Here is a 20,436-nt window from a genome sequence, read left to right on the forward strand (position 1 = left end):
GGCGGAATTTGGCGCACCCGACAGGATTCGAACCTGTGACCTTTGGAATCGGAATCCAACACTCTATCCAGCTGAGCTACGGGTGCATGCCTGAGGCGGGTTGACTCGCCTGTCCGATGGCAGGTTCTTAGCCTAGGAAGCGTTTGGCTTCAATGTGGAAAATGCGGGAAAGTGCAGATCGGTGCGATCAAATGAAACAAGGCCGCGAGCCCTTTGGGTCGCGGCCTTGTTTATGGGGTGACAATGTTGCGGTTCAGGCCTTCATCGCGCCGGGACCGGGGATGGCCTTTGGCGGGACCTTGCCGAGGATGATCATGCCCAGGACTTCGTCCTTGGTGACATCTTCGGTGCGGGCGTGGCCGACGACCTGGCCGTTCTTCATCACCGAGACGCGGTCGGCGAGGTCGAAGACGTCGTGGATGTCGTGGCTGATGAGGAAGATGCCGATGCCTTCCTTCTTCAGCTGCTTGATCAACTCGCCGACCTGCGCCGTTTCCTGAGGGCCGAGTGCCGCCGTCGGCTCGTCCATGATAAGGATGCGGGCGTCGAAGAGGATGGCGCGGGCGATCGCCACCGACTGGCGCTGGCCGCCGGAGAGTGCCTTCACCGGCTCCTTGAAGCGCTTGAAGTTGGGGTTGAGGCGCCCCATCACTTCGCGGGCTTTCGCTTCCATCGCGACGTCGTCGAGCGTGCCCCAGCGGGTCTGCAGCTCGCGGCCGAGATAGAGGTTGGCGGCGGCGTCGACGTTATCGGCGACGGCCAGCGTCTGGTAGATCGTCTCGATGCCGTATTTCTTGGCGTCGCGCGGGGTGCGGATATCGACAGGTTCGCCATTGATCAGGATATCGCCGCTGTCGCGCTTGTAGGCGCCCGAGAGGATCTTGATCAGCGTCGACTTGCCGGCGCCGTTGTGGCCAAGCAGGGCTACGACTTCGCCGGGGTAGAGGTCGACCGAGGCGTTGTCGACAGCGTGGATGCCGCCGAAGGAGATGGAAATGTTCTTCATTTCCACAAGCGGAGTGGTTTGATCCGTCATGGTTCAGAATTCCTTTTACTTGGCACGCGAGCGATAGACGATGTCGAGCCAGACAGCGACCACCAGGACAACGCCGACAACGACGTTCTGAATTGGCGTGTCGACATTTGCGAGACCCATGCCCGATTGTAGCGACTGCATGACCAGGGCGCCGAGCATGGCGCCGGCGATCGTGCCGCTGCCGCCTGCGAGCGACGTGCCGCCGATGACGGCGGCGGCGATGGTGAAGAGCTCGTAAGTCGTGCCCTGCGAGTTGACTGCCGAATTCAGGCGGGCGGTCGAGATCGCGGCAGCGACGGCGGCAAGGAAGCCCATCAGCGCGAAGATCTTGATAATCACCCAACGGGTCTTGATGCCGGCGAGTTCGGCTGCTTCCGGATTGCCGCCGATCGCGAAGACATAGCGGCCGAAGCGCAGGCGGGTGGCGATGAAAGTCATCACGATGCCGATGAGCACGGCGATCAGAACCGGAACCGAGATACCATAGGGAATATCCAGGCCCGCATCCGGCCAGGTAATATTGTGTTCCGTGGCGTATCTCTTGGCGATGCCGACCGGCCAGTTATAGCTGTTGAAGAGATAGACCGTGCCGAGCACCACGGCGGAGCCGAGGCAGCCCAGGAAATATTCCGCCCAAAGCGGCCGGCGCGGAAAGCCGAAACGCTTCCTCTGGCGGCGTGAGCCGACGATGCTGGCGACGATCATCAGGCAGGCGAACACGCCGACGACCCAGCTCCAGGTGGCGCCGATCGAGCCGGTGGCGCCGCTGCCGCCCATGATGACGAAGGTGGAGTCCATCGGCGCAACGGTCTGGCCGCTGGTGACATACCAGGCGAGACCGCGCCAGACGAGGAGGCCGCCGAGCGTGACGATGAAGGAGGGAACATTCATGAAGGCGGTGATCGCGCCCTGGAAGGCGCCGATGGCCGTGCCGATCGCCAGGCCGCAGAGGAGCGTGATGATCCAGGTCCAGGAACTGTCGAAGCCGAGATATTGCGGCAGCCACTTGGCCTGGATGACGCCCATGATCATGGCGACGAAGCCGAGCAGCGAGCCGACCGAAAGGTCGATATTGCGCGTGACGATGACCAGCACCATGCCGGTCGCCAGCACCGCGATTTCGCAGGTCTGCACCGAGAGGTTCCAGAGGTTTCTGGCCGTCAGGAATTCGCGGCCGTCGAAGACCCTGAGATAAAGATCGAAGCCGATCCAGATGATCAGCAGCGCTCCGATCATGCCGAGCAGGCGGGTATCGATTTCGGTGGCGCGCAGGAAGCGGGTAATTGCGCCGGCATCTGCGTTCCGGGGCCCGCTCGATGTGGTGGACTGTGTCATGTCGGCCATCGCTTTGCCGTTCTCCCTTTATTGGGCGCGGCCTGCGATGCATTTGGGCTATCGCTGGCAACCGCGCCAATCTCAAAAATTCGTCATCGCAAGTCCTGCCGGTCTTCGTCCGGTCCCGATGGCCGCCATCCGGCAAATCAACGGGTATGCGATGGCGTGGCACGCTGCGGGAAGCTCTGTCTCCAACTGCAAGGAAGAGTTGTTGGCCTCTCATCCGCATTCGACGCCGCAACGGAAAGCCGCTGCGGCGTCGATGGTATCGTTGGATCAACCGTCCAAAGGTCGCCGTTTACTTGCAGGCTGCGACGGCGCCGGCCTTGACGCCCTGGCAAGCTTCAGCCTTGGAGATCCAGCCGGCGTCGATGACGACGTTCAGATTGTCCTTGGTGATAGCGATCGGGGTCAGGAAGACCGACTTCATGGCAACATGCTTCGGGCCGCCATTGAAGGTCTGGACGCCGTCGATCTGGTCCTGGGTCTTGCCACCGGCAAGAGAAAGGGCGATTTCAGCGGCGCGCTTGCCGAGTTCACGCGAGTCTTTCCAGATGGAAACGGTCTGCGTGCCGAGCGCGATGCGGTTGAGCGCAGCCTTGTCGGCGTCCTGGCCGGAAACCGGAACCGAACCGGCAAGACCCTGGGCGTCGAGAGCGGCAACGGCGCCGCCGGCGGTGCCGTCGTTGGAGGCGACGACCGCATCAACCTTGTTGTTGTTGGCGGTCAGGAACTGTTCCATGTTGCGCTGTGCGTTCTGCGGTAGCCAGCCGTCGGTGTAGGCCTCGCCGACATTCTTGATTTTGCCGGCGTCGATGGCGGGCTTCAGCACTTCGATCTGGCCGGAGAAGAGGAAGTCGGCGTTCGGGTCGGAAGACGAGCCCTTGATGAACACGTAGTTGCCTTCCGGCTTGGCCTTCAGGACTTCGCGAGCCTGCATGCGGCCCACTTCCTTGTTGTCGAAGGTGATGTAGAAGGCAGCCGGATTTTCGATCAGGCGGTCGTAGCCGACAACCGGAATGCCTTCGTCGGCAGCCTTTTCGACGGCCGGGCCGATGGCGTCGGAGTCCTGAGCGAGAATGATCAGCGCGTTGGCGCCCTGGGAAATCAGGGATTCAACGTCGGTCAGCTGCTTGGAAGCGGACGACTGCGCGTCAGCGGAAATATACTTGGCGCCGGCTGCTGCGAGTGCCTTCTTGATGGCGGCCTCGTCAGTCTTCCAACGCTCTTCCTGGAAGTTCGACCAGGAAACGCCAACGACGAGGTCCTTGGCAAAGGCTGCCGTCTGCATGGTCAAAACGATGGCCGCGCCCGCTGCCAGCTTGATAAAAGCTTTCATATTACCCTCCCGAGTGAATGCGACCGCACGTATCCTGAAACTCCCGTCGGCCGCCGCGATAATGCTGACGAGAAAGGTTTCGCTTTTTTTCTCGACAGTCGAGAAATTTAGTGTCAGAGATTTTTTCGACTGTCAACACCCGCGTCTGCAGGTTTAATTGGCCGCTGGACAAGAGCCATCTGAAGATGCGAACAGGAGGGTGGAATGAGGGGGAGGCTTGTTGATGCTGGCCAAATCGAGTACCGAATTGGTCCGTCAGAAGAACAGTGTTCTGGTGCTTGCGGCGCTGCGCCGCCATGGTCCTCTTGCCCATACAGAACTCTCTGATTTCACAAAGCTTTCATCCGCGACTGTGTCGGTCATCACTGCCGATCTGGAGCGGGCGCAGATCATCGAGAAGGCGGAGCAGCAGGCCACGAGCGGCCGTGGCCGCCCGCGCGTGCTGTTCTCGCAGCGGCGCGATTGCGGTTATCTCATCGTCGTCATTATTTCATCCGATGCCGTGCAATATTCGCTTGTGGATTATGCCGGCCGGTTGATGGATCGTTTCATCGAGGAGAGGCCGCAGGATGTCTCCGGCGTCGGCTCCTTCGTGGCCGGTCTGCGGAATGCGCTCGACCGTATCGTTACCCGTTCGCGATTGTCGCGCGACAAGGTTCTGATGATCTCGATCAGCAGCAAAGGGCTGGTCGATGCGTCTGATCCGATACTGCGCTGGTCGCCCATCTTCGGGCGGGAAGAGATCGATTTCGCCGCGGTGCTGCGCGAGGACTGGCCGGCAAAGATCATCCTCGGCAACGAGACGCTGCTGGTCGCCGCCGCCGTCGGCCGGCAGGAAGAGAATGAGAAGGGCGCCGATTTCCGGGCGCTTGCCGCTCTATCGCTCGGTCATAGCATCGGCCTCGGTATCGTGCGCCGCGGCGAGGAGGGCGTCCATCAGATATCGGCGCCGAATTTCGGGCATATGCTGCATCTGCCGGGAGGCGGCCTCTGTCGCTGTGGGTCGCGCGGCTGCATCGAGGCCTATGCCGGCTTCTACGCCATCCTGCGCTCGGCCTTCGACGTGCCGCTCGACACGATCCCCGCGAAATTCGTGCCGGTCGCCGAACTCGACAAGATTGCAGCCAGCGCCCGTCAGGGCAGTCGCCGCAACATCCTCGCCTTTCGCCAGGCGGGACTGGCGCTGGGCAACGGCCTGTCGCGCGTGCTCAGCCTGCATGAGAGCATGCCGATCGCCATCACCGGTCCCGGTGCGCGCTATTACGACCTGTTGCTGGAGGGTATTTCCGAGGGGTTGGCGGACTCGCATATCGTGCGTATGGAAGGCATGCCGGAATTGCGGGTCCTTGCCGACGAGCCGACGCTGGTCTTCGAAGGGCATCTCAACCGCGCGCTGACGATGATGGACAGCGACATCGTCAAAGCTGGCGTCGTAACGCCGGAAACACAAGATACTTCCGCCGGCCGATCAGCGGTCGGCGAAGTGACGCGGGCAAACTGAAATGGCCGGGCGATAACCCGGCCATTGTGATTCTGATGACGCTGGGCTGGTCTCAGGCGACCTTCACCAGTTTCCCTTCCTTGACGGACTGCAGCGCTGCGTCTGCAAGCTGGAGTGCCGCGAGGCCATCGGCGCCCGATGGTGTGATTGCTACGCCCTTTTCGATCGCGGCGATGAAGCTGGCGATTTCGTTGGCGTAGGCTTCGGTGTAGCGAGTCATGAAGAAGTCATGCAGGGGCGGGCGGGTATAGCCTTCGCCATTGGCGACTTCGATCGAGAAGGGGCGCTGGTTTTCGGCGGCGACCATGCCCTTCGAGCCGTGGATTTCGATGCGCTGGTCGTAGCCATAGGTGGCGCGGCGGGAGTTGGAGATGATCGCTTGCTTGCCGGAGGCGGTCTGCAGGATGACGGAGACGCTGTCGTAGTCGCCGGCTTCCCCGATCGCCTTGTCCACCAGGACGGCGGCGGTGGCGGTGACGGCAACCGGCTCTTCACCGAGCAGGAAGCGGGCCATGTCGAAATCATGGATGGTCATGTCGCGGAAAATGCCGCCGGAACGCTTGATATAGTCGACCGGCGGGGCGCCCGGGTCGCGTGAGGTGATCGTTACCATCTCAACCGCGCCGATACGGCCCTCGTCGATGGCCTTCTTGACGGCCATGAAATGTGGATCGAAGCGACGGTTGAAGCCGACCATCAGCTTGCCCTTCACCTCATCGACCACCTTGATGCAGGCCTTGACGCGGGCGACATCGAGATCGACAGGCTTTTCGCAGAAGATGGCCTTGCCGGCGCGCGCGAAGCGCTCGATCAGATCGGCATGGGTGTCGGTCGGCGTGCAGATCACGACGGCGTCGATATCCTTGGCCGCCTCGATTGCCTCGATGGTGCGGACTTCGCAGCCATAGGCCGAAGCGATCGCATCCGCAGCGGCCGGAAACGCATCCGCCACCGCGACGAGCTTGGCGTTGGCATCGCCGCAGACGGCTTTCGCATGCACCTTGCCGATGCGTCCGGCGCCGAGAAGACCAAATCTGACAGTCATTTTTACCTCCCTGGATTCGGAACAAATGAACCGAATAAAAATCAAGATGGAATTTTCATTCCATCTTCCGAAGGCGGCGTCAAGCCGCCAGCGTTTCACAATTTTAAAATTCACATTGCGAAAATGGCTTATCTTTGGACAGACTTTTCCGAAACCGCTTCACAGTTTTCAAGATCATGCGCTAAAGACGGGATCTCTCCAACAGGTGAACGAGACCCATGCAACTGATCGATCCCAACCATCCCGTCTACAAGCCGCTTTGGGTGCGGGTTCTGATCGTTGGCGTCTGCCTTGGCTGGGCGACGATCGAGGCATTCGGTCCGGAGCCGTTCTGGGCTGTTATCGTCGGCGGGCTCGGCCTCTACAGCGGCTGGGTATTGCTGTTGAACTTCAAGCCGGAGCCACCCAAGGCCGAGGTTGAAAGCATTGTTGCGGACGATCAGGACGAAAACGACGAGCCGACTGACGAAAAGAAATAGCTATCGCGCCAGACGCCGCAGGGCCTCGTCGATCAGTTGATTGGCGATCATCATGCGCGTGGTCGCCTGTTCGCGAAAGGGCGGGGCGACGCTGTCGGGATGATTGACCTTGGCGAAGGCGCGGCGTTTCTCGTGGAGAGACTGCAAGGTGCTTTGCGGGGAGATCGCCAGATCCGTGGCTACCTCTTCCCTGGACGTCCGCGCCAAGTGATCCGGCATGACGGGTGGCTCCGGTTCTTTCGGCTCCGGCGACGGGATCTCATTGCCAAGATTGTCGAGATAGGCATCGTCCGGACGAGAGGACCCGGCCGGCTCGCCGCCGAGAACGGTTGCGACAAAACTGACGTTGAGACCGCGGATGCGATGCGCCGCCTCATCCTTTGCCGATTTGTCGTCTTCCGTCTCGAGGCGATCGAGGACGGATTGAAACAGTGATTGCCCGAATAACATGCCTGCCTCCAGAGGCATCCTGGATAAGCGCGCAAGTTGGTGCGGAGCTTATGGCGGGTTGCCGATCATGGGCGGGGATCATGCCAGAAGAAGATTCCGGCTTTCCTCCAGGATCATGTCATGCAGCAGCCGGGCGCTCGGCGGCATGGCGCGTTCGCGGGCGGTGATCAGGCTGTAGGGCTTCACTTCGAGCTCGAAGTCGATCGGCAGGATGCAGGATTCGCCGGCTTTCGATGATTGCCCGCAGATGAATTGCGCCATGTCGAGCGCGATCGGGGCGATGGCGTCCGTCTTGCAGACGACGGCGAGCGTCAGTAGCAGCGACGACGTGTTGACGATGTTTTCCGGCAGGGGCACGCCGGCGGTGATGAAGATATCCTCCACCTTGCGCCGGAGCATCGTGCCGGGCGGCTGGAAGACCCAATCGTAGCCGGGCAGGTCCTCAAGACTGGCGACGCCTTTCTCCAAGAGTGGATGACCGTTGCGGACCACAAGACAGGCTTTCTCGACGCCGATCTCATGGGAGGTGAACAGGCGTGGATTAAGCTCGTCCGGAATGCGGCTGATGATGAAGTCATGGCGGGCGGCGAGGAGTTCGCGCGCCAACACATTGCTGTTCTCCACCTCGATATTGATTTCGATACCCGGATAGGCGCGCGTCACGCGCTGGATCGCCGGCACGACGAGGCTGATTGCCGGGGCGGTGACGGCGCCCAGAAAGACGGAGCCGCCCTTGCCGGTTCTAAGCTCGCCGATCTCCCGGCTCGCCTCGCGCAATTCAAGCAGAATCTTGCGCGCCCGCTTGGCGAGCGCCAGTCCGAAGGGGGTCAGCACGACGCCGCGAGCCACCCGTTCGTAGAGCGGACTTTTGACAATCGACTCCATTTCGGACAGCATGCGCGAAGCCGCAGGTTGTGACATGTTCATGGACTCGGCGGCGGCGGAAATCTGCGCATGATCCTCGATCGTCACGATCATACGCAGGTGATTGAGCTTCAAACCGGCCTTGAGCAGGGTGTCGTCGCGAAAACTGTCCGAGTGAATCTCGATGCCTTCGCTCGAATAATCGTTATATATTTTCTCCATGGCGGCCAATTTTCCCTTTCGCCGGCAAAAAAGTACTATTTTTTAACATTATACCAAATTCGGTATATGTTTTGCCAGTTATTCTATTTGACAGTTATACGAAATCGTACGAATTTGCCCAGCGTGCGCCGGGTGCAGCTCATGCACGTGAGAGCGTGGAGGAGTTCTACTTCGTTTCTCACAACCAGAAGTAACTGTTCCTTCTACGGAACCTGCCGCAGTTTCGGGCGGGCATTTTTTGTCCGCCGCATTATTAAACAAGGGAGAGAGTAATGAAGTCCATTATCTCATTGACGGCTGCCGCTGCTATCGGCGTCGCTATGTTTGTGGCGCCTGCCTTCGCGGCAGACAAAGGCACCGTTGGTATCGCCATGCCGACCAAGGCTTCGGCGCGCTGGATCGATGACGGCAACAACATCGTCAAGCAGCTCCAGGCTGCTGGCTACGGCACCGACCTTCAGTACGGCGACGACGATATTCCGAACCAGCTCTCGCAGGTCGAGAACATGGTTACCAAGGGCGACAAGGTTCTCGTCATTGCTGCGATCGACGGCACGACGCTGTCCGACGTTCTGCAGAAGGCGCATGATGCCGGCATCAAGGTCATCGCTTATGACCGCCTGATCCGCAACAGCGGCAATGTCGACTATTACGCTACGTTCGACAACTTCAAGGTTGGCGTTCTCCAGGCTAACTCGATCGTTGACGGCCTCGGCCTCAAGGATGGCAAGGGTCCGTTCAACATCGAACTCTTCGGCGGTTCGCCGGACGACAACAACGCCTTCTTCTTCTATGACGGTGCAATGTCTGTCCTGAAGCCTTACATCGACAGCGGCAAGCTGGTCGTGAAGTCCGGCCAACAGGGCATGGACAAGGTCGGCACGCTGCGTTGGGATCCGGCAACGGCTCAGGCCCGCATGGACAACCTGCTCTCGGCTTACTACACCGATGCACATGTCGATGCCGTGCTGTCTCCGTATGACGGTCTCTCCATCGGCATCCTGTCTTCGCTCAAGGGCGTCGGCTACGGCACCGGCGGTCAGAAGCTGCCGATCGTTACCGGTCAGGACTCCGAAATTCCTTCGGTCAAGTCCATCATCGCTGGCGAACAGCACTCCACGATCTTCAAGGACACCCGTGACCTCGCAAAGGTTACCGTCGACATGGTCAACGCTCTGATGGAAGGCAAGACGCCGGAAGTCACCGACACCAAGACCTACGACAACGGCGTCAAGGTTGTTCCGTCCTACCTGCTGACCCCGGTCGCAGTCGACAAGACCAACTATGAGAAGGTTCTCGTCGAAGGCGGCTACTACAAGGCCGACCAGCTGAAGTAGTCTTTCGATTTACCGATCAGGGCCCGCCGCAAGACGGGCCCTGACTCTGATATTTAAGACGGTCGTCCGGTCTGTTATGTTCGGCTGCGGCGTTGGATACAAAACATGGACAATACAATCCTCGAAATGCGGACCATCACCAAATCGTTCCCTGGTGTGAACGCTTTGGAAAACGTCAATCTGAAGGTCCGTCAGGGCGAGATCCACGCTTTGGTGGGCGAAAACGGGGCCGGCAAATCCACCCTGATGAAGGTGCTCTCCGGCGTCTATCCGGCCGGCAGCTATGACGGCGATATCTATTATGACGGCCAGGTGCGTCAGTTCAAGACCATCAAGGACTCCGAAGAGATCGGCATCATCATCATCCATCAGGAACTGGCCCTTGTGCCGCTCCTGTCGATTGCCGAAAACATCTTCCTGGGCAATGAGGTCGCCGCCTCGGGCGTGATCAACTGGCAGGAAACCTTCAGCCGTACCAAGCAGCTCCTCGCCAAGGTCGGCCTCAAGGAATCTCCGAGCACGCTCGTGACCGACATCGGCGTCGGTAAGCAGCAGCTCGTCGAGATCGCCAAGGCCCTGTCGAAGAGCGTGAAGCTTCTGATCCTCGACGAGCCTACCGCTTCGCTCAACGAAAGCGACTCGGACGCGCTGCTCAACCTCCTGATGGAATTCCGCAATCAGGGCATCACCTCGATCATCATCACGCATAAGCTCAACGAAGTGCGCAAGGTGGCCGACGAGATCACCGTGCTGCGCGACGGCATGGCGGTGAAGACGCTGAACTGTCACGAGGAAGAGATCAGCGAAGACATCATCATCCGCAACATGGTCGGTCGCGAACTTGCCGATCGATATCCGCCGCGCTCTGTGCCGATCGGCGAGACCATCCTCGAAGTCAAGAACTGGAATGCCTTCCACCAGCAACATCGCGACCGCCAGGTGCTGCACGACATCAATATCAACGTCCGCAAGGGCGAAGTGGTCGGCATTGCCGGCCTGATGGGCGCTGGCCGCACCGAATTCGCCATGAGCGTCTTTGGCAAGTCCTATGGTCACAAGATCAGCGGTGAGGTGTTCATCGACGGCAAGCCGGTGGACGTCAGCACGGTGCGCCGTGCTATCGACGCCGGGCTTGCCTATGTTACCGAAGACCGCAAGCAGCTCGGCCTGGTGCTGACCGAAAGCATTCTGCACAATACGACACTTGCCAATCTCATGGGCGTCTCCAAGGCGACGGTCATCGACGATGTCCGCGAGCTTCAGGTCGCCACCAATTTCCGCTCGAAGCTGCGTATTCGCTCCTCGGGCGTATTTCAGGAGGCGGTCAATCTTTCCGGCGGCAATCAGCAAAAGGTCGTGCTGTCGAAGTGGCTGTTTTCCGATCCCGAGGTGCTGATCCTCGACGAGCCGACGCGAGGTATCGACGTCGGCGCCAAATACGAAATCTATTCCATCATCAACCAGCTTGCCGCCGACGGAAAGGGTGTTCTGATGATCTCATCGGAAATGCCCGAACTCCTCGGCACTTGCGACCGCATCTACGTCATGAATGAAGGCCGGATCGTCGCTGAATTGCCGAAGGGGGAGGCGAGCCAGGAAACCATCATGCGCGCTATCATGCGCTCAGGGGAGAAGCACTAATGACTACGGCCAGCCCAAGCAAAGAAGGCCCCAGCGTCGTCTCGATCGGCGACTATATCCGCAATAACATCCGCGAATACGGCATGCTGATCGCGCTTGTCGCCATTATGCTCTTCTTCCAGATCGTTACCGGCGGTGTTCTCTTCAGGCCACTGAACCTGACCAACCTCGTGCTGCAGAATTCGTTCATCGTCGTGATGGCGCTTGGCATGCTGTTGATCATTGTGGCCGGCCATATCGACCTGTCTGTCGGTTCCGTCGTCGGATTCGTCGGCGCGGTTGCCGCCGTCCTTGTCGTGCAATGGCAGATGAATCTGGTTCTTGCGACGATTATCTGCCTGGCGATGGGCGCCCTTGTCGGTGCCTGGCATGGCTATTTCGTCGCGTATCACCGCATTCCGTCGTTCATCGTGACCCTTTCGGGCATGCTGGTGTTTCGCGGATTGACCTATGCGATCATCAATATGACCGGCAGCGGCAGCAGCATCGGTCCGTTCCCGCCGGCTTTCCAGATCATGGCGACCGGCTTCCTTCCGGATTTCTTCGACATCGGTGGTATCCATGGAACATCGATCCTTCTGACCGTCGCCATACCGATTGTGATGTTCTTCCTTTCCTGGCGTCGTCGCCAGGTGAATGAAAAACATGGTATCGATGTCGAACCGCTGGGCTTCTTCATTGGGCAAAATCTATTGCTTTTTGCAGCGACCCTGTTCCTCGGCTATCAGATTTCCTCCGCCAAGGGCCTGCCCAACGTCTTGATCGTCATGCTGGTGTTGATCGCAATCTATGCCTTCGTGACCCAGCGGACGACGATCGGCCGCCGCATTTATGCGATGGGCGGCAACGAGAAGGCGACCAAGCTCTCCGGTATCGATACCCGGCGCCTGACCTTCTATACCTTCGTGAACATGGGCATGCTTGCCAGCATCGCCGGCATCATCGTTGCCACGCGTCTGAATTCGGCTACCGCCAAGGGCGGTGACGGTCTGGAACTCGACGTCATTGCGGCCTGTTTCATCGGTGGCGCTTCCGCTTCGGGCGGTGTCGGCAAGGTGACCGGTGCTGTCATCGGCGCTCTGATCATGGGTGTTCTGAACCAGGGCATGTCGATCCTCGGCTACCAGACGGATTCGCAGAAGATGATCAAGGGCGCGGTGTTGCTCACCGCCGTCTTCATCGACGTCTATAACAAGAACAAGGGCTGATCGCTAAAGCGCTCAGCCGAGATCTAAAACCAAATCCATGACAGAGTCCGGCTCTCGCTGAGAGCCGGAGCGGTGGAATGCATCCAGCCTCTGTCTATTAGGAAAGGATGAAACTATGCTCATTTCCCAGATCAAGGGTTCGAACGGCGAGATCGTTGTCGCCGTGCGCAACGGACCCGGCGATACCGCCAAGGCTGTCGTCAATGCCGGCAGCGTCTATGCACTGGCAATGGAAGCTGCCGATAGCGGCAAGTCTCTCGTTTCCGTCATCGAGGCACATGGTCTCGGCGAGACGATCGATCTGGAAAAAGCCTATGCTGACGGACGTTTCCTGTCGCCGATCACCCATCCTGACGCCGCTCACCTGCACCTGACTGGCACCGGTCTCACGCATCTCGGCTCTGCCGCGACCCGCGATTCCATGCATAAGAAGACGAGCGAAGCGGCTGAAGAGACGCTGACCGACTCCATGAAGATGTTCAAGATGGGCATCGAGGGCGGCAAGCCCAAGGACGGCGAGAAGGGTGTACAGCCCGAGTGGTTCTACAAGGGCAACGGCTATGGCGCGGCAGCTCCGGGCGCGGCACTCGTTTCTCCGTCCTTCGCGCTTGATGGCGGCGAAGAGCCCGAAATGGCCGGCATCTACGTCATCGCCAAGGATGGTACGCCGTTCCGCATCGGCTTTGCGCTCTCGAACGAATTTTCCGATCACGTCACCGAGCGGATCAACTATCTCTATCTCGCCCATTCCAAGCTGCGTCCGGCAAGCTTCGGCCCGGAAATCCGCATCGGCGTTGCGCCGGAGGATATCCGTGGCTCTTCGCGCATCAAGCGCGGCGACAAGGTGATCTTCGAAAAGCCGTTCCTGTCGGGCGAGGCGAACATGTCGCACACCTTCGCCAATCTCGAATATCATCACTTCAAGTACGACCTGTTCCGAGCGCCTGGCGACGTTCATGTCCACATGTTCGGCACCGCGACGCTGTCTTTCGCCGACGGTATAAAGCCGGAAGCGGGCGATGTCTTTGAAATCGAAGTCGCCGAATTCGGCTTGCCGCTGCGCAATCCGCTCGCCGTTGCCACTGAGGAGACTGTGGCGGTTCGCCAGCTCTAATCCGTCGAGGCCGGCTGCCCCGTGCGGCCGGTCGTTTTCAAAAAGATCCAGGAAGGCATGAAGCCATGACCATTCATCAGAATCTGATCGCCGGCGAATGGACCGGTACGACCGGCGCCGAGAACATCAATCCGTCGGACACCAACGAGGTCGTCGGCCTCTACGCCAGCGCCAGCGTCCAGGACGTTGCGGATGCGATTGCTGCCGCCAAGGCCGCGTTTCCGGCATGGTCGCGTTCGGGCATTCTCGAGCGTCACTCGATCCTGAGGAAGACCAGCGACGAGATCCTCGCCCGCAAGGACGAACTCGGCGCGCTGCTCGCCCGCGAAGAGGGCAAGACGCTGCCCGAGGCGATCGGCGAGACGATCCGCGCCGCGCAGATCTTCGATTTCTTTGCCGGCGAGGCGCTGCGTCTTGCGGGCGAAGTGCTGCCTTCCGTGCGTCCGAACATCGGCGTCGAAATCACCCGCGAGCCGCTCGGCGTCATCGGCATCATCACGCCCTGGAACTTCCCCATCGCCATTCCGGCCTGGAAGATCGCACCGGCGCTCTGCTATGGCAACACCATCGTCTTCAAGCCCGCCGATCTGGTGCCGGGCTGCTCCTGGGCGATCGTCGATATTCTTCACCGCGCCGGCCTGCCGAAGGGCGTCTTGAACCTTGTCATGGGCAAGGGCTCGGTCGTCGGCCAGGCGATGCTCGACAGTCCCGTTCTCTCCGGCATCACCTTCACCGGTTCGGTCGGCACCGGCAAGCGCGTGGCACTCGCCTCCGTCGAGCACGGCCGCAAGTACCAGCTCGAAATGGGCGGCAAGAACCCGATGGTCGTTCTTGACGATGCGGATCTCACGGTTGCCGTCGAGGCCGCCGCCAACTCCGCCTTCTTCTCGACCGGCCAGCGCTGCACCGCGTCGTCTCGCCTGATCGTCACCGAAGGCATCCACGACAAGTTCGTGGCGGCGCTGACGGAGAAGCTGAAGACGCTGAACGTCGACAATGCCGTCAAGGCCGGCACGCATATCGGCCCGGTCGTCGACGCCAAGCAGCTGAAGACCGACACGGACTATATCGAGATCGGCCGCCAAGAAGGCGCCAAGCTCGCTTTCGGCGGCGAGATCATCAGCCGCGACACCCCCGGCTTCTACCTGCAGCCGACGCTGTTTACCGAAGCCACGAACCAGATGCGCATCAGCCGCGAAGAGATCTTCGGGCCGGTCGCCTCGGTCATCCGGGTGAAGAACTATGAAGAGGCGCTGAGCGTCGCCAACGACACGCCGTTCGGCCTGTCCTCGGGCATCGCCACCACCAGCCTGAAGCATGCGACGCATTTCAAGCGCAATGCCGAAGCCGGCATGGTGATGGTCAACCTGCCGACGGCGGGTGTGGACTTCCATGTGCCGTTCGGCGGTCGCAAGGGCTCGTCCTTCGGCCCGCGCGAGCAGGGCAAATACGCCGCCGAGTTCTTCACCACGGTCAAGACGGCCTACACGCTGGCCTGACCATCGATTTCAATGTCCAGGTTCGTACGAGGCGGCCTGGACGACGGAAAAAAGGTACTGAGATTATGAAGAAGAAAGCTGAATGGCCGCGCAGACTGCGCTCCTATGACTGGTTCGGCGGCACGGGCAAGAACGCGATCATGCACCGCTCCTGGATGAAGAACCAGGGCCTGCCGGCCGACACGTTCGACGGCCGTCCGATCATCGGCATCTGTAACACCTGGTCGGAGCTGACGCCCTGCAACGCGCATCTGCGCGATCTTGCAGAGCGCGTGAAGCGCGGCGTTTACGAGGCCGGCGGTTTCCCGGTTGAATTCCCGGTGTTCTCGGTCGGTGAAAGCACGCTGCGCCCGACGGCGATGATGTTCCGCAACCTGGCGGCCATGGACGTCGAAGAGGCGATACGCGGCAATCCAGTCGACGGCGTCGTGCTGCTTGGCGGCTGCGACAAGACCACGCCGAGCCTTCTGATGGGTGCGGCTTCCGTCGATATCCCGGTCATTCTGGTATCCGGCGGCCCGATGCTGAACGGCAAATGGCGTGGCAAGGATGTCGGCTCCGGCACGGCCGTCTGGCAGTTCTCGGAAATGGTCAAGTCCGGCGAGATGTCGCTGGAAGAGTTCATGGATGCGGAGCAGGGCATGGCCCGCTCGGCCGGCAGCTGTATGACCATGGGTACGGCCTCGACCATGGCGTCGATGGCCGAAGCCCTCGGCATGACCCTGCCGGGCAACGCCGCCATTCCGGCGGTAGATGCCCGTCGTCGCGTGATCTCGCAGCTCTCCGGCCGCCGTATCGTCGACATGGTCAAGGAAGACCTGAAGCCTTCCGACATCCTGACCAAGGAAGCCTTCGAGAACGCCATCCGCGTCAACGGCGCCGTTGGTGGTTCCACGAATGCCGTGCTGCATCTGCTGGCGCTCGCCGGCCGCATCGGCGTGGATCTGTCGCTCGACGACTGGGATCGCCTTGGCCGCGAAGTTCCGACCATCGTCAACCTGCAGCCCTCGGGCAAGCACCTGATGGAAGAGTTCTATTATGCCGGCGGCCTGCCCGTCGTCATCAAGGCGGTCGGCGACATGGGCCTGCTGCATAAGGACGCGATCACCGTCACCGGCGAAAGCATCTGGGACGGCGTCAAGGATGTCGTCAACTACAATGACGACGTCATCGTCCCGCGCGAAAAGGCGCTGACGCAGTCGGGCGGTATCGCGGTTCTGCGCGGCAATCTGGCGCCCAAGGGTGCCGTCCTGAAGCCGTCCGCCGCCTCGCCGCACCTCATGCAGCACAAGGGCCGCGCTGTCGTCTTCGAAAGCATCGAGGACTACCACGCCCGCATCAACCGCGACGATCTCGACATCGACGAGAACTGCATCATGGTGCTGAAGTACTGCGGCCCGAAGGGCTATCCGGGCATGGCCGAAGTCGGCAACATGGGCCTGCCGCCGAAGGTGCTGAAAAAGGGTATCACCGACATGATCCGCATCTCCGATGCGCGCATGTCCGGCACCGCCTACGGCACCGTCATCCTGCACACCGCGCCTGAAGCCGCCGATGGCGGACCTCTGGCACTGGTTCAGAACGGCGACCTGATCTCGGTCGATGTGCCGGCCCGCACGATCCAGCTCGAGATCTCCGACGAAGAGCTGGCCAAGCGCCGCGCTGCCTGGGTCTCCCCGGTCAAGCCACTCGCCGGCGGCTACGGTGGTCTCTATGTGAAGACCGTTATGCAGGCCGATACCGGTGCCGACCTGGACTTCCTCGTTGGCGCACGCGGCTCGGACATCCCGATGAACCGTGACAGCCACTGAGATTGGTGTTTGAAATTTGAGAGGGGCGGGACGAGAGTTCCGCCCCTTTTGATATGTGGCAGGAAATGTCGGCCTTTCAAAGGTATTGATTTCGTTTCATAAATTATGAATTCGCGGCGAAAATATCGCTAATTGATTTCTTCGGGGATAAAGCCGCCGGTCTGGCGTTTCCACAGGCGGGCAAACAGGCCATCTTGTTCGATCAGTTCGTCCGGTCTGCCTTCTTCCAGGATACGACCCTGATCGAGCACGACGATCCGGTCCATCATGGCGATGGTCGAAAGGCGGTGTGCGATGGCGATCACCGTCTTTCCCTCCATCACGAGGTTGAGTTTTTCCTGGATGGCGGCCTCCGATTCACTATCGAGGGCGGAGGTCGCCTCGTCGAGCACGAGGATCGGCGCGTCTTTCAGCAAAACGCGGGCGATCGCTACGCGTTGCCGCTGACCACCGGAGAGCTTGATGCCGCGGTCGCCGACGAAGGCATCATAGCCCTTACGGCCTTCGCCGTCCGCAAGATCGGTGATGAATACATCGGCTTTTGCCGTCTTCGCTGCCTCTTCGATCTCCTCCTGTGTCGCCTCCGGTCGGCCATAGCGGATGTTATCGCCGACCGAACGGTGCAGTAGCGCGACGTCCTGCGCGATGACTCCGATGTTGCGGCGAAGGCTTGCCTGCGTGATCTCGCGAATGTCCTGTCCATCGATGAGGATCGCGCCGTCTCCGATGTCGTAGAAGCGCAGCAGCAGACTCACCAGCGTCGTCTTGCCAGCCCCGGAGAGGCCGACCAGCCCCACCTTCTCGCCGGGCCGAACCGTCAGCGACAGATTATCAATGACAGGCTTCCCGGACTTATATGCAAAGCGGACATCCTGGAAACGAATCTCGCCGCTGTTGACCGCGAGACTGGCCGCGTCAGGCTGATCCGTGATGCTGGGTGGCGTCGTCATCACGGGCATCGCGTCTTTGATCGTCCCAATCGCCTGAAAGATCTGCTGGCCCATCTGCAGGAAGGTGAAGATCTGCGTAGAGAGCCGTTGGAGGATATAGACCGCGCCGACGAACTCGCCAACCGTGAGGAAACCGTTGACGAGGCCTGAAAAACCGATCGACAGCATTACCAGCCAAAGCACCGTATTGAGGAGCACGACAACCAGTTCCGAGGTGCGATAGATACGCTGTTCCCCGTGCTGCGTCTGTATGGCCTTTCGGATGACGCGGCGGATGGCGCCGGCTTCGCTGTCTTCGGCAGCGAACTGCTTGATCATCTGCATATTTGTGTAGAGGTCGGTGATGGCACCGGCCACGAGGCTACGTTGCTTGGCGGTGCGGCGCGAACGCTCGGCAAAGATCGGCGCCATCTTGACGGTGAGAGCGACATTGAGCGCGATCCAGACCACGACTGGTAAGGCGAGCTGCCAGGACAGGCTCGACAGCAGGATCACGGAGCCGACCAGTTGCAGCAGGAAGCGCGGAATGGACTGGAAGGCGGCAATGATCTGCTGCTGGACGGCAGATGACACCTGCTGCAGGCGCGAGGCGACTTGTCCGGCATAGAGATCATGGAAAAAGGCGAGATCCTGTCGCTCCACCGCCTTGTGCCCCTGCCACTGGATGGCGGCCGGCATGCCAATGCCGAGCGTGTGCGAGGTGAGCGTGTTTAGAAGGAACGAGGCAATTGGTATGGCCGGAAAGATCAGGAGCCCGAGAAAGGTCAGAAGTGGCCATTCGCTGTGCAAGAAGGCGGATGCGCCCTTCTGCGATACGCCATCGACGATGACTGAAAGCCCCCAGATCGTAGTCAGGTTGATGGCCTCCATCGCCATGGATGAAAGCGCGAGCGCGATCAACACGCCACGAAACATCGAGATGAAGTGCAGAAGGACGGTGACAGGCCCTTTGGAGGGTAGCGGCCGGTAGGGAATATCGAGTGGCCGAATCAAATTTTCGAACGGACGGTAGATCGCATCTGAAATCGACATGGCTCGCTCGGGCTCTAAATGGAAAGGAGGGCGAGGACTCAGCTAGCAGGAATAGGATCACCTTCCAGCTGCAATCTCAATTAGAACATCTTAGCAAAGGTCAGGATTTTTGCGGCGACTCCAAGTCGCCTCGGAGCCGCCAGCGCCCAGGTTGGCGATCTGGGCAGGCCGATACCGGCGCCGACCCGGACTTTCTGGTTAGCGCACGCGGCTCGGAAATCCCGAATAATCGCGATAGCCACTGAGATTGATGTCTGGAATTGGAAAGGGGCGGGACGCAAGTTCCGCCCCTTTTGATATGTGAAATACTTACTGTCGCAAGGCTCAGTCGCATAACTGCGAATTTTGCGATTGCGTTTTGAGACAGGGGGGCGGTTAAACCGGCGGCGTCATACGCTGTGCGACAGCGCCGAGCACGCCGAGCAGACTGATCACGAACGCGATGTAGTTGAGCTTTGAAGCCGCATAGGTCGCGACCGCAGCCGGCCCACGCAGAAAGCGCGTTGCGTAATAGACCAGCGAATGAACGAAATAGAAGACGACGATCGGCGCGAAGAGCATGCTGCCGACCGCTTCACCCCAATTGCCATCCCCTGCCATTTTGGCGGCCATCGGCGCATTGAGCAAAACCGCGACGATGAGAAGTACACCAACGCATATGACCTGACGCATGGGCTCACCTTCTAAAATTGCGAGATGGAGCTCAATAAAGATCAAGCTCTTAGATGTCCCCGCAGCCCGAATTTTCTCCTATCAGCTCTGGCTTTGGCTCTGCCCCTGGCTTGCCACCGTCACCTTGACCGTGAGGCTTTCACCCGGTCCACCGACACGCATGCCGGAGACGGGGGCGGCGTCGCGGTAGCAGAGGCCGGTGGCGATGCGGACGTAGCGCTCGTCGGGGCAGACGTCGTTGGCGGGGTCGAAGCCGACCCAGCCAAGGCCCGGAACATGAGCTTCGGCCCAGGCATGGGTCGCGGCCTGCTCGTTCTTGCCTTCCATCATGAGATAGCCGGAGACATAGCGCGCCGGGATATTCAGCGCGCGGGCGCCGGCGATGAAGATGTGGGCGTGGTCCTGGCAGACGCCGCTCTTCTTCTCCAGTGCCTGTTCGGCGGTCGTTTCCGTGTCGCTGGTGCCAGGCCTGTAGTCCACTGTCTGGTGGATGGCGCTCATCAGCGCGTGCATCCGGCCGAGTTCATTGTCTCCGGAAACGCCGCGCAGCAGCTCCTTCGTCAGCTTGCCGGCTTTGGTACGCGGCGTGTCCCGCAGGAAGAGCCAGAGTGGGCCGAAGCCGGTGTGCGGGCCGAGAACGCCGTTGAGATCCTGCGTTTCGATCTCGCCGGTGGCGACGATCCGGGTCGCGTCCTGCTCACCGTCGAGCGAGACGAGCGTGACGCGGTTGGCGAACTGGTCTTCGTATTCGACCTCCGGACGGGCGCCTTCCACGGTGAGTTTCCAGTCGTGGACGGTTTGGCCGATGCCGGTCAGCGGCGTCAGCCGCAGGCGCTGCAGCGAGAACTGCGACGGTTCGTCGTAGCGGTATTCCGTGATGTGGCTGATCGTCAGTCTCATA

Annotated in this window: 17 protein-coding genes and 1 tRNA gene; 8 read left to right on the plus strand and 10 right to left on the minus strand. The window is 60.3% G+C overall.

The window, feature by feature from the left end; all coding sequences use genetic code 11:
• Positions 1-9: 9 nt before the first annotated feature.
• The 4 genes from RRH01S_RS00005 to xylF form a co-directional block, all read right to left on the minus strand.
• Positions 10-86: transfer RNA gene (locus RRH01S_RS00005), tRNA-Arg, on the minus strand.
• A gap of 167 nt (positions 87-253) precedes the next feature.
• On the minus strand, positions 254-1,036 hold the full coding sequence (locus RRH01S_RS00010) for an ATP-binding cassette domain-containing protein (RefSeq protein ID WP_007689768.1): 783 nt from the start codon (positions 1,034-1,036) through the stop codon (positions 254-256).
• A gap of 15 nt (positions 1,037-1,051) precedes the next feature.
• A complete protein-coding gene (locus RRH01S_RS00015; protein WP_012652049.1) occupies positions 1,052-2,380 on the minus strand; it encodes a sugar ABC transporter permease in 1,329 nt (442 codons plus the stop codon).
• Between the two features lie 289 nt (positions 2,381-2,669).
• Positions 2,670-3,710, minus strand: a complete 1,041-nt coding sequence (gene xylF, locus RRH01S_RS00020) for a D-xylose ABC transporter substrate-binding protein (RefSeq protein ID WP_007689764.1) — start codon at positions 3,708-3,710, stop codon at positions 2,670-2,672.
• Between the two features lie 223 nt (positions 3,711-3,933).
• On the opposite strand from xylF, the gene RRH01S_RS00025 reads away from it, so the two are divergent.
• The gene (locus tag RRH01S_RS00025; protein WP_012652048.1) at positions 3,934-5,211 is read left to right on the plus strand and encodes an ROK family transcriptional regulator; all 1,278 of its coding nucleotides are present in this window, start codon (positions 3,934-3,936) and stop codon (positions 5,209-5,211) included.
• 52 nt (positions 5,212-5,263) lie between these two features.
• Here the strand turns inward: RRH01S_RS00025 and iolG are convergent, their stop codons facing one another.
• Positions 5,264-6,256 (minus strand): inositol 2-dehydrogenase, encoded by a 993-nt coding sequence (gene iolG / locus RRH01S_RS00030; protein ID WP_037218727.1) that lies wholly within the window; start codon positions 6,254-6,256, stop codon positions 5,264-5,266.
• A 218-nt stretch (positions 6,257-6,474) separates the two neighbouring features.
• Here iolG and RRH01S_RS00035 point away from each other — a divergent pair, with 218 nt between their 5' ends.
• Entirely contained in the window at positions 6,475-6,735 is a 261-nt protein-coding gene (locus RRH01S_RS00035; RefSeq protein ID WP_007689758.1) for a hypothetical protein, read from the plus strand.
• Here the strand turns inward: RRH01S_RS00035 and RRH01S_RS00040 are convergent, their stop codons facing one another.
• On the minus strand, positions 6,736-7,185 hold the full coding sequence (locus RRH01S_RS00040) for a hypothetical protein (protein ID WP_037218724.1): 450 nt from the start codon (positions 7,183-7,185) through the stop codon (positions 6,736-6,738).
• Positions 7,186-7,263: 78 nt separating this feature from the next.
• The gene (locus RRH01S_RS00045; RefSeq protein WP_007689751.1) at positions 7,264-8,271 is read right to left on the minus strand and encodes a LysR family transcriptional regulator; all 1,008 of its coding nucleotides are present in this window, start codon (positions 8,269-8,271) and stop codon (positions 7,264-7,266) included.
• Between the two features lie 272 nt (positions 8,272-8,543).
• On the opposite strand from RRH01S_RS00045, the gene chvE reads away from it, so the two are divergent.
• From chvE to araD, 6 genes are all read left to right on the plus strand, one after another.
• Positions 8,544-9,608 carry a multiple monosaccharide ABC transporter substrate-binding protein gene (gene chvE / locus RRH01S_RS00050; protein ID WP_007689749.1) on the plus strand — a complete coding sequence of 355 codons (1,065 nt, stop codon included), beginning with the start codon at positions 8,544-8,546 and terminating at the stop codon, positions 9,606-9,608.
• A 105-nt stretch (positions 9,609-9,713) separates the two neighbouring features.
• Positions 9,714-11,249 (plus strand): multiple monosaccharide ABC transporter ATP-binding protein, encoded by a 1,536-nt coding sequence (gene mmsA, locus RRH01S_RS00055; RefSeq protein ID WP_007689747.1) that lies wholly within the window; start codon positions 9,714-9,716, stop codon positions 11,247-11,249.
• A complete protein-coding gene (gene mmsB, locus RRH01S_RS00060) occupies positions 11,249-12,457 on the plus strand; it encodes a multiple monosaccharide ABC transporter permease (protein ID WP_007689737.1) in 1,209 nt (402 codons plus the stop codon). The genes mmsA and mmsB overlap by 1 nt, the downstream gene beginning before the upstream one ends.
• A 115-nt stretch (positions 12,458-12,572) precedes the next feature.
• Positions 12,573-13,571, plus strand: coding sequence for an AraD1 family protein (araD1, locus tag RRH01S_RS00065; protein ID WP_034517802.1), 999 nt, complete (start codon positions 12,573-12,575; stop codon positions 13,569-13,571).
• Between the two features lie 65 nt (positions 13,572-13,636).
• Positions 13,637-15,070 carry an aldehyde dehydrogenase family protein gene (locus tag RRH01S_RS00070; RefSeq protein WP_012652044.1) on the plus strand — a complete coding sequence of 478 codons (1,434 nt, stop codon included), beginning with the start codon at positions 13,637-13,639 and terminating at the stop codon, positions 15,068-15,070.
• A 65-nt stretch (positions 15,071-15,135) separates the two neighbouring features.
• On the plus strand, positions 15,136-16,881 hold the full coding sequence (araD, locus tag RRH01S_RS00075) for an L-arabinonate dehydratase (RefSeq protein WP_007689731.1): 1,746 nt from the start codon (positions 15,136-15,138) through the stop codon (positions 16,879-16,881).
• A 128-nt stretch (positions 16,882-17,009) separates the two neighbouring features.
• Here araD and RRH01S_RS00080 read toward each other — a convergent pair whose 3' ends face one another.
• The 3 genes from RRH01S_RS00080 to RRH01S_RS00090 all read right to left on the minus strand — a co-directional run bounded on the left by RRH01S_RS00080 (position 17,010) and on the right by RRH01S_RS00090 (position 20,435).
• The gene (locus RRH01S_RS00080) at positions 17,010-18,863 is read right to left on the minus strand and encodes an ABC transporter ATP-binding protein (protein WP_012652043.1); all 1,854 of its coding nucleotides are present in this window, start codon (positions 18,861-18,863) and stop codon (positions 17,010-17,012) included.
• A 375-nt stretch (positions 18,864-19,238) separates the two neighbouring features.
• Positions 19,239-19,535: a hypothetical protein gene (locus RRH01S_RS00085; protein WP_131596036.1), complete on the minus strand. Its 297-nt coding sequence runs from the start codon at positions 19,533-19,535 to the stop codon at positions 19,239-19,241.
• 81 nt (positions 19,536-19,616) lie between these two features.
• Positions 19,617-20,435 carry a transglutaminase family protein gene (locus tag RRH01S_RS00090; protein ID WP_007694295.1) on the minus strand — a complete coding sequence of 273 codons (819 nt, stop codon included), beginning with the start codon at positions 20,433-20,435 and terminating at the stop codon, positions 19,617-19,619.
• Position 20,436 lies beyond the last annotated feature (1 nt).

It is taken from the genome of Rhizobium rhizogenes NBRC 13257 (assembly GCF_000696095.1).
GTDB classification, from domain to species: domain Bacteria; phylum Pseudomonadota; class Alphaproteobacteria; order Rhizobiales; family Rhizobiaceae; genus Rhizobium; species Rhizobium rhizogenes.

Coding starts and splice junctions, on each gene's coding strand:
- RRH01S_RS00025 (WP_012652048.1), top strand. CDS start 3,934: ATGCTGGCCAAATCGAGTACCGAATTGGTCCGTCAGAAGAACAGTGTT.
- mmsB (WP_007689737.1), top strand. CDS start 11,249: ATGACTACGGCCAGCCCAAGCAAAGAAGGCCCCAGCGTCGTCTCGATC.
- RRH01S_RS00040 (WP_037218724.1), bottom strand. CDS start 7,185: ATGTTATTCGGGCAATCACTGTTTCAATCCGTCCTCGATCGCCTCGAG.
- RRH01S_RS00035 (WP_007689758.1), top strand. CDS start 6,475: ATGCAACTGATCGATCCCAACCATCCCGTCTACAAGCCGCTTTGGGTG.
- araD1 (WP_034517802.1), top strand. CDS start 12,573: ATGCTCATTTCCCAGATCAAGGGTTCGAACGGCGAGATCGTTGTCGCC.
- RRH01S_RS00070 (WP_012652044.1), top strand. CDS start 13,637: ATGACCATTCATCAGAATCTGATCGCCGGCGAATGGACCGGTACGACC.
- RRH01S_RS00090 (WP_007694295.1), bottom strand. CDS start 20,435: ATGAGACTGACGATCAGCCACATCACGGAATACCGCTACGACGAACCG.
- RRH01S_RS00045 (WP_007689751.1), bottom strand. CDS start 8,271: ATGGAGAAAATATATAACGATTATTCGAGCGAAGGCATCGAGATTCAC.
- RRH01S_RS00080 (WP_012652043.1), bottom strand. CDS start 18,863: ATGTCGATTTCAGATGCGATCTACCGTCCGTTCGAAAATTTGATTCGG.
- RRH01S_RS00010 (WP_007689768.1), bottom strand. CDS start 1,036: ATGACGGATCAAACCACTCCGCTTGTGGAAATGAAGAACATTTCCATC.
- RRH01S_RS00085 (WP_131596036.1), bottom strand. CDS start 19,535: ATGCGTCAGGTCATATGCGTTGGTGTACTTCTCATCGTCGCGGTTTTG.
- mmsA (WP_007689747.1), top strand. CDS start 9,714: ATGGACAATACAATCCTCGAAATGCGGACCATCACCAAATCGTTCCCT.
- iolG (WP_037218727.1), bottom strand. CDS start 6,256: ATGACTGTCAGATTTGGTCTTCTCGGCGCCGGACGCATCGGCAAGGTG.
- xylF (WP_007689764.1), bottom strand. CDS start 3,710: ATGAAAGCTTTTATCAAGCTGGCAGCGGGCGCGGCCATCGTTTTGACC.
- RRH01S_RS00015 (WP_012652049.1), bottom strand. CDS start 2,380: ATGGCCGACATGACACAGTCCACCACATCGAGCGGGCCCCGGAACGCA.
- chvE (WP_007689749.1), top strand. CDS start 8,544: ATGAAGTCCATTATCTCATTGACGGCTGCCGCTGCTATCGGCGTCGCT.
- araD (WP_007689731.1), top strand. CDS start 15,136: ATGAAGAAGAAAGCTGAATGGCCGCGCAGACTGCGCTCCTATGACTGG.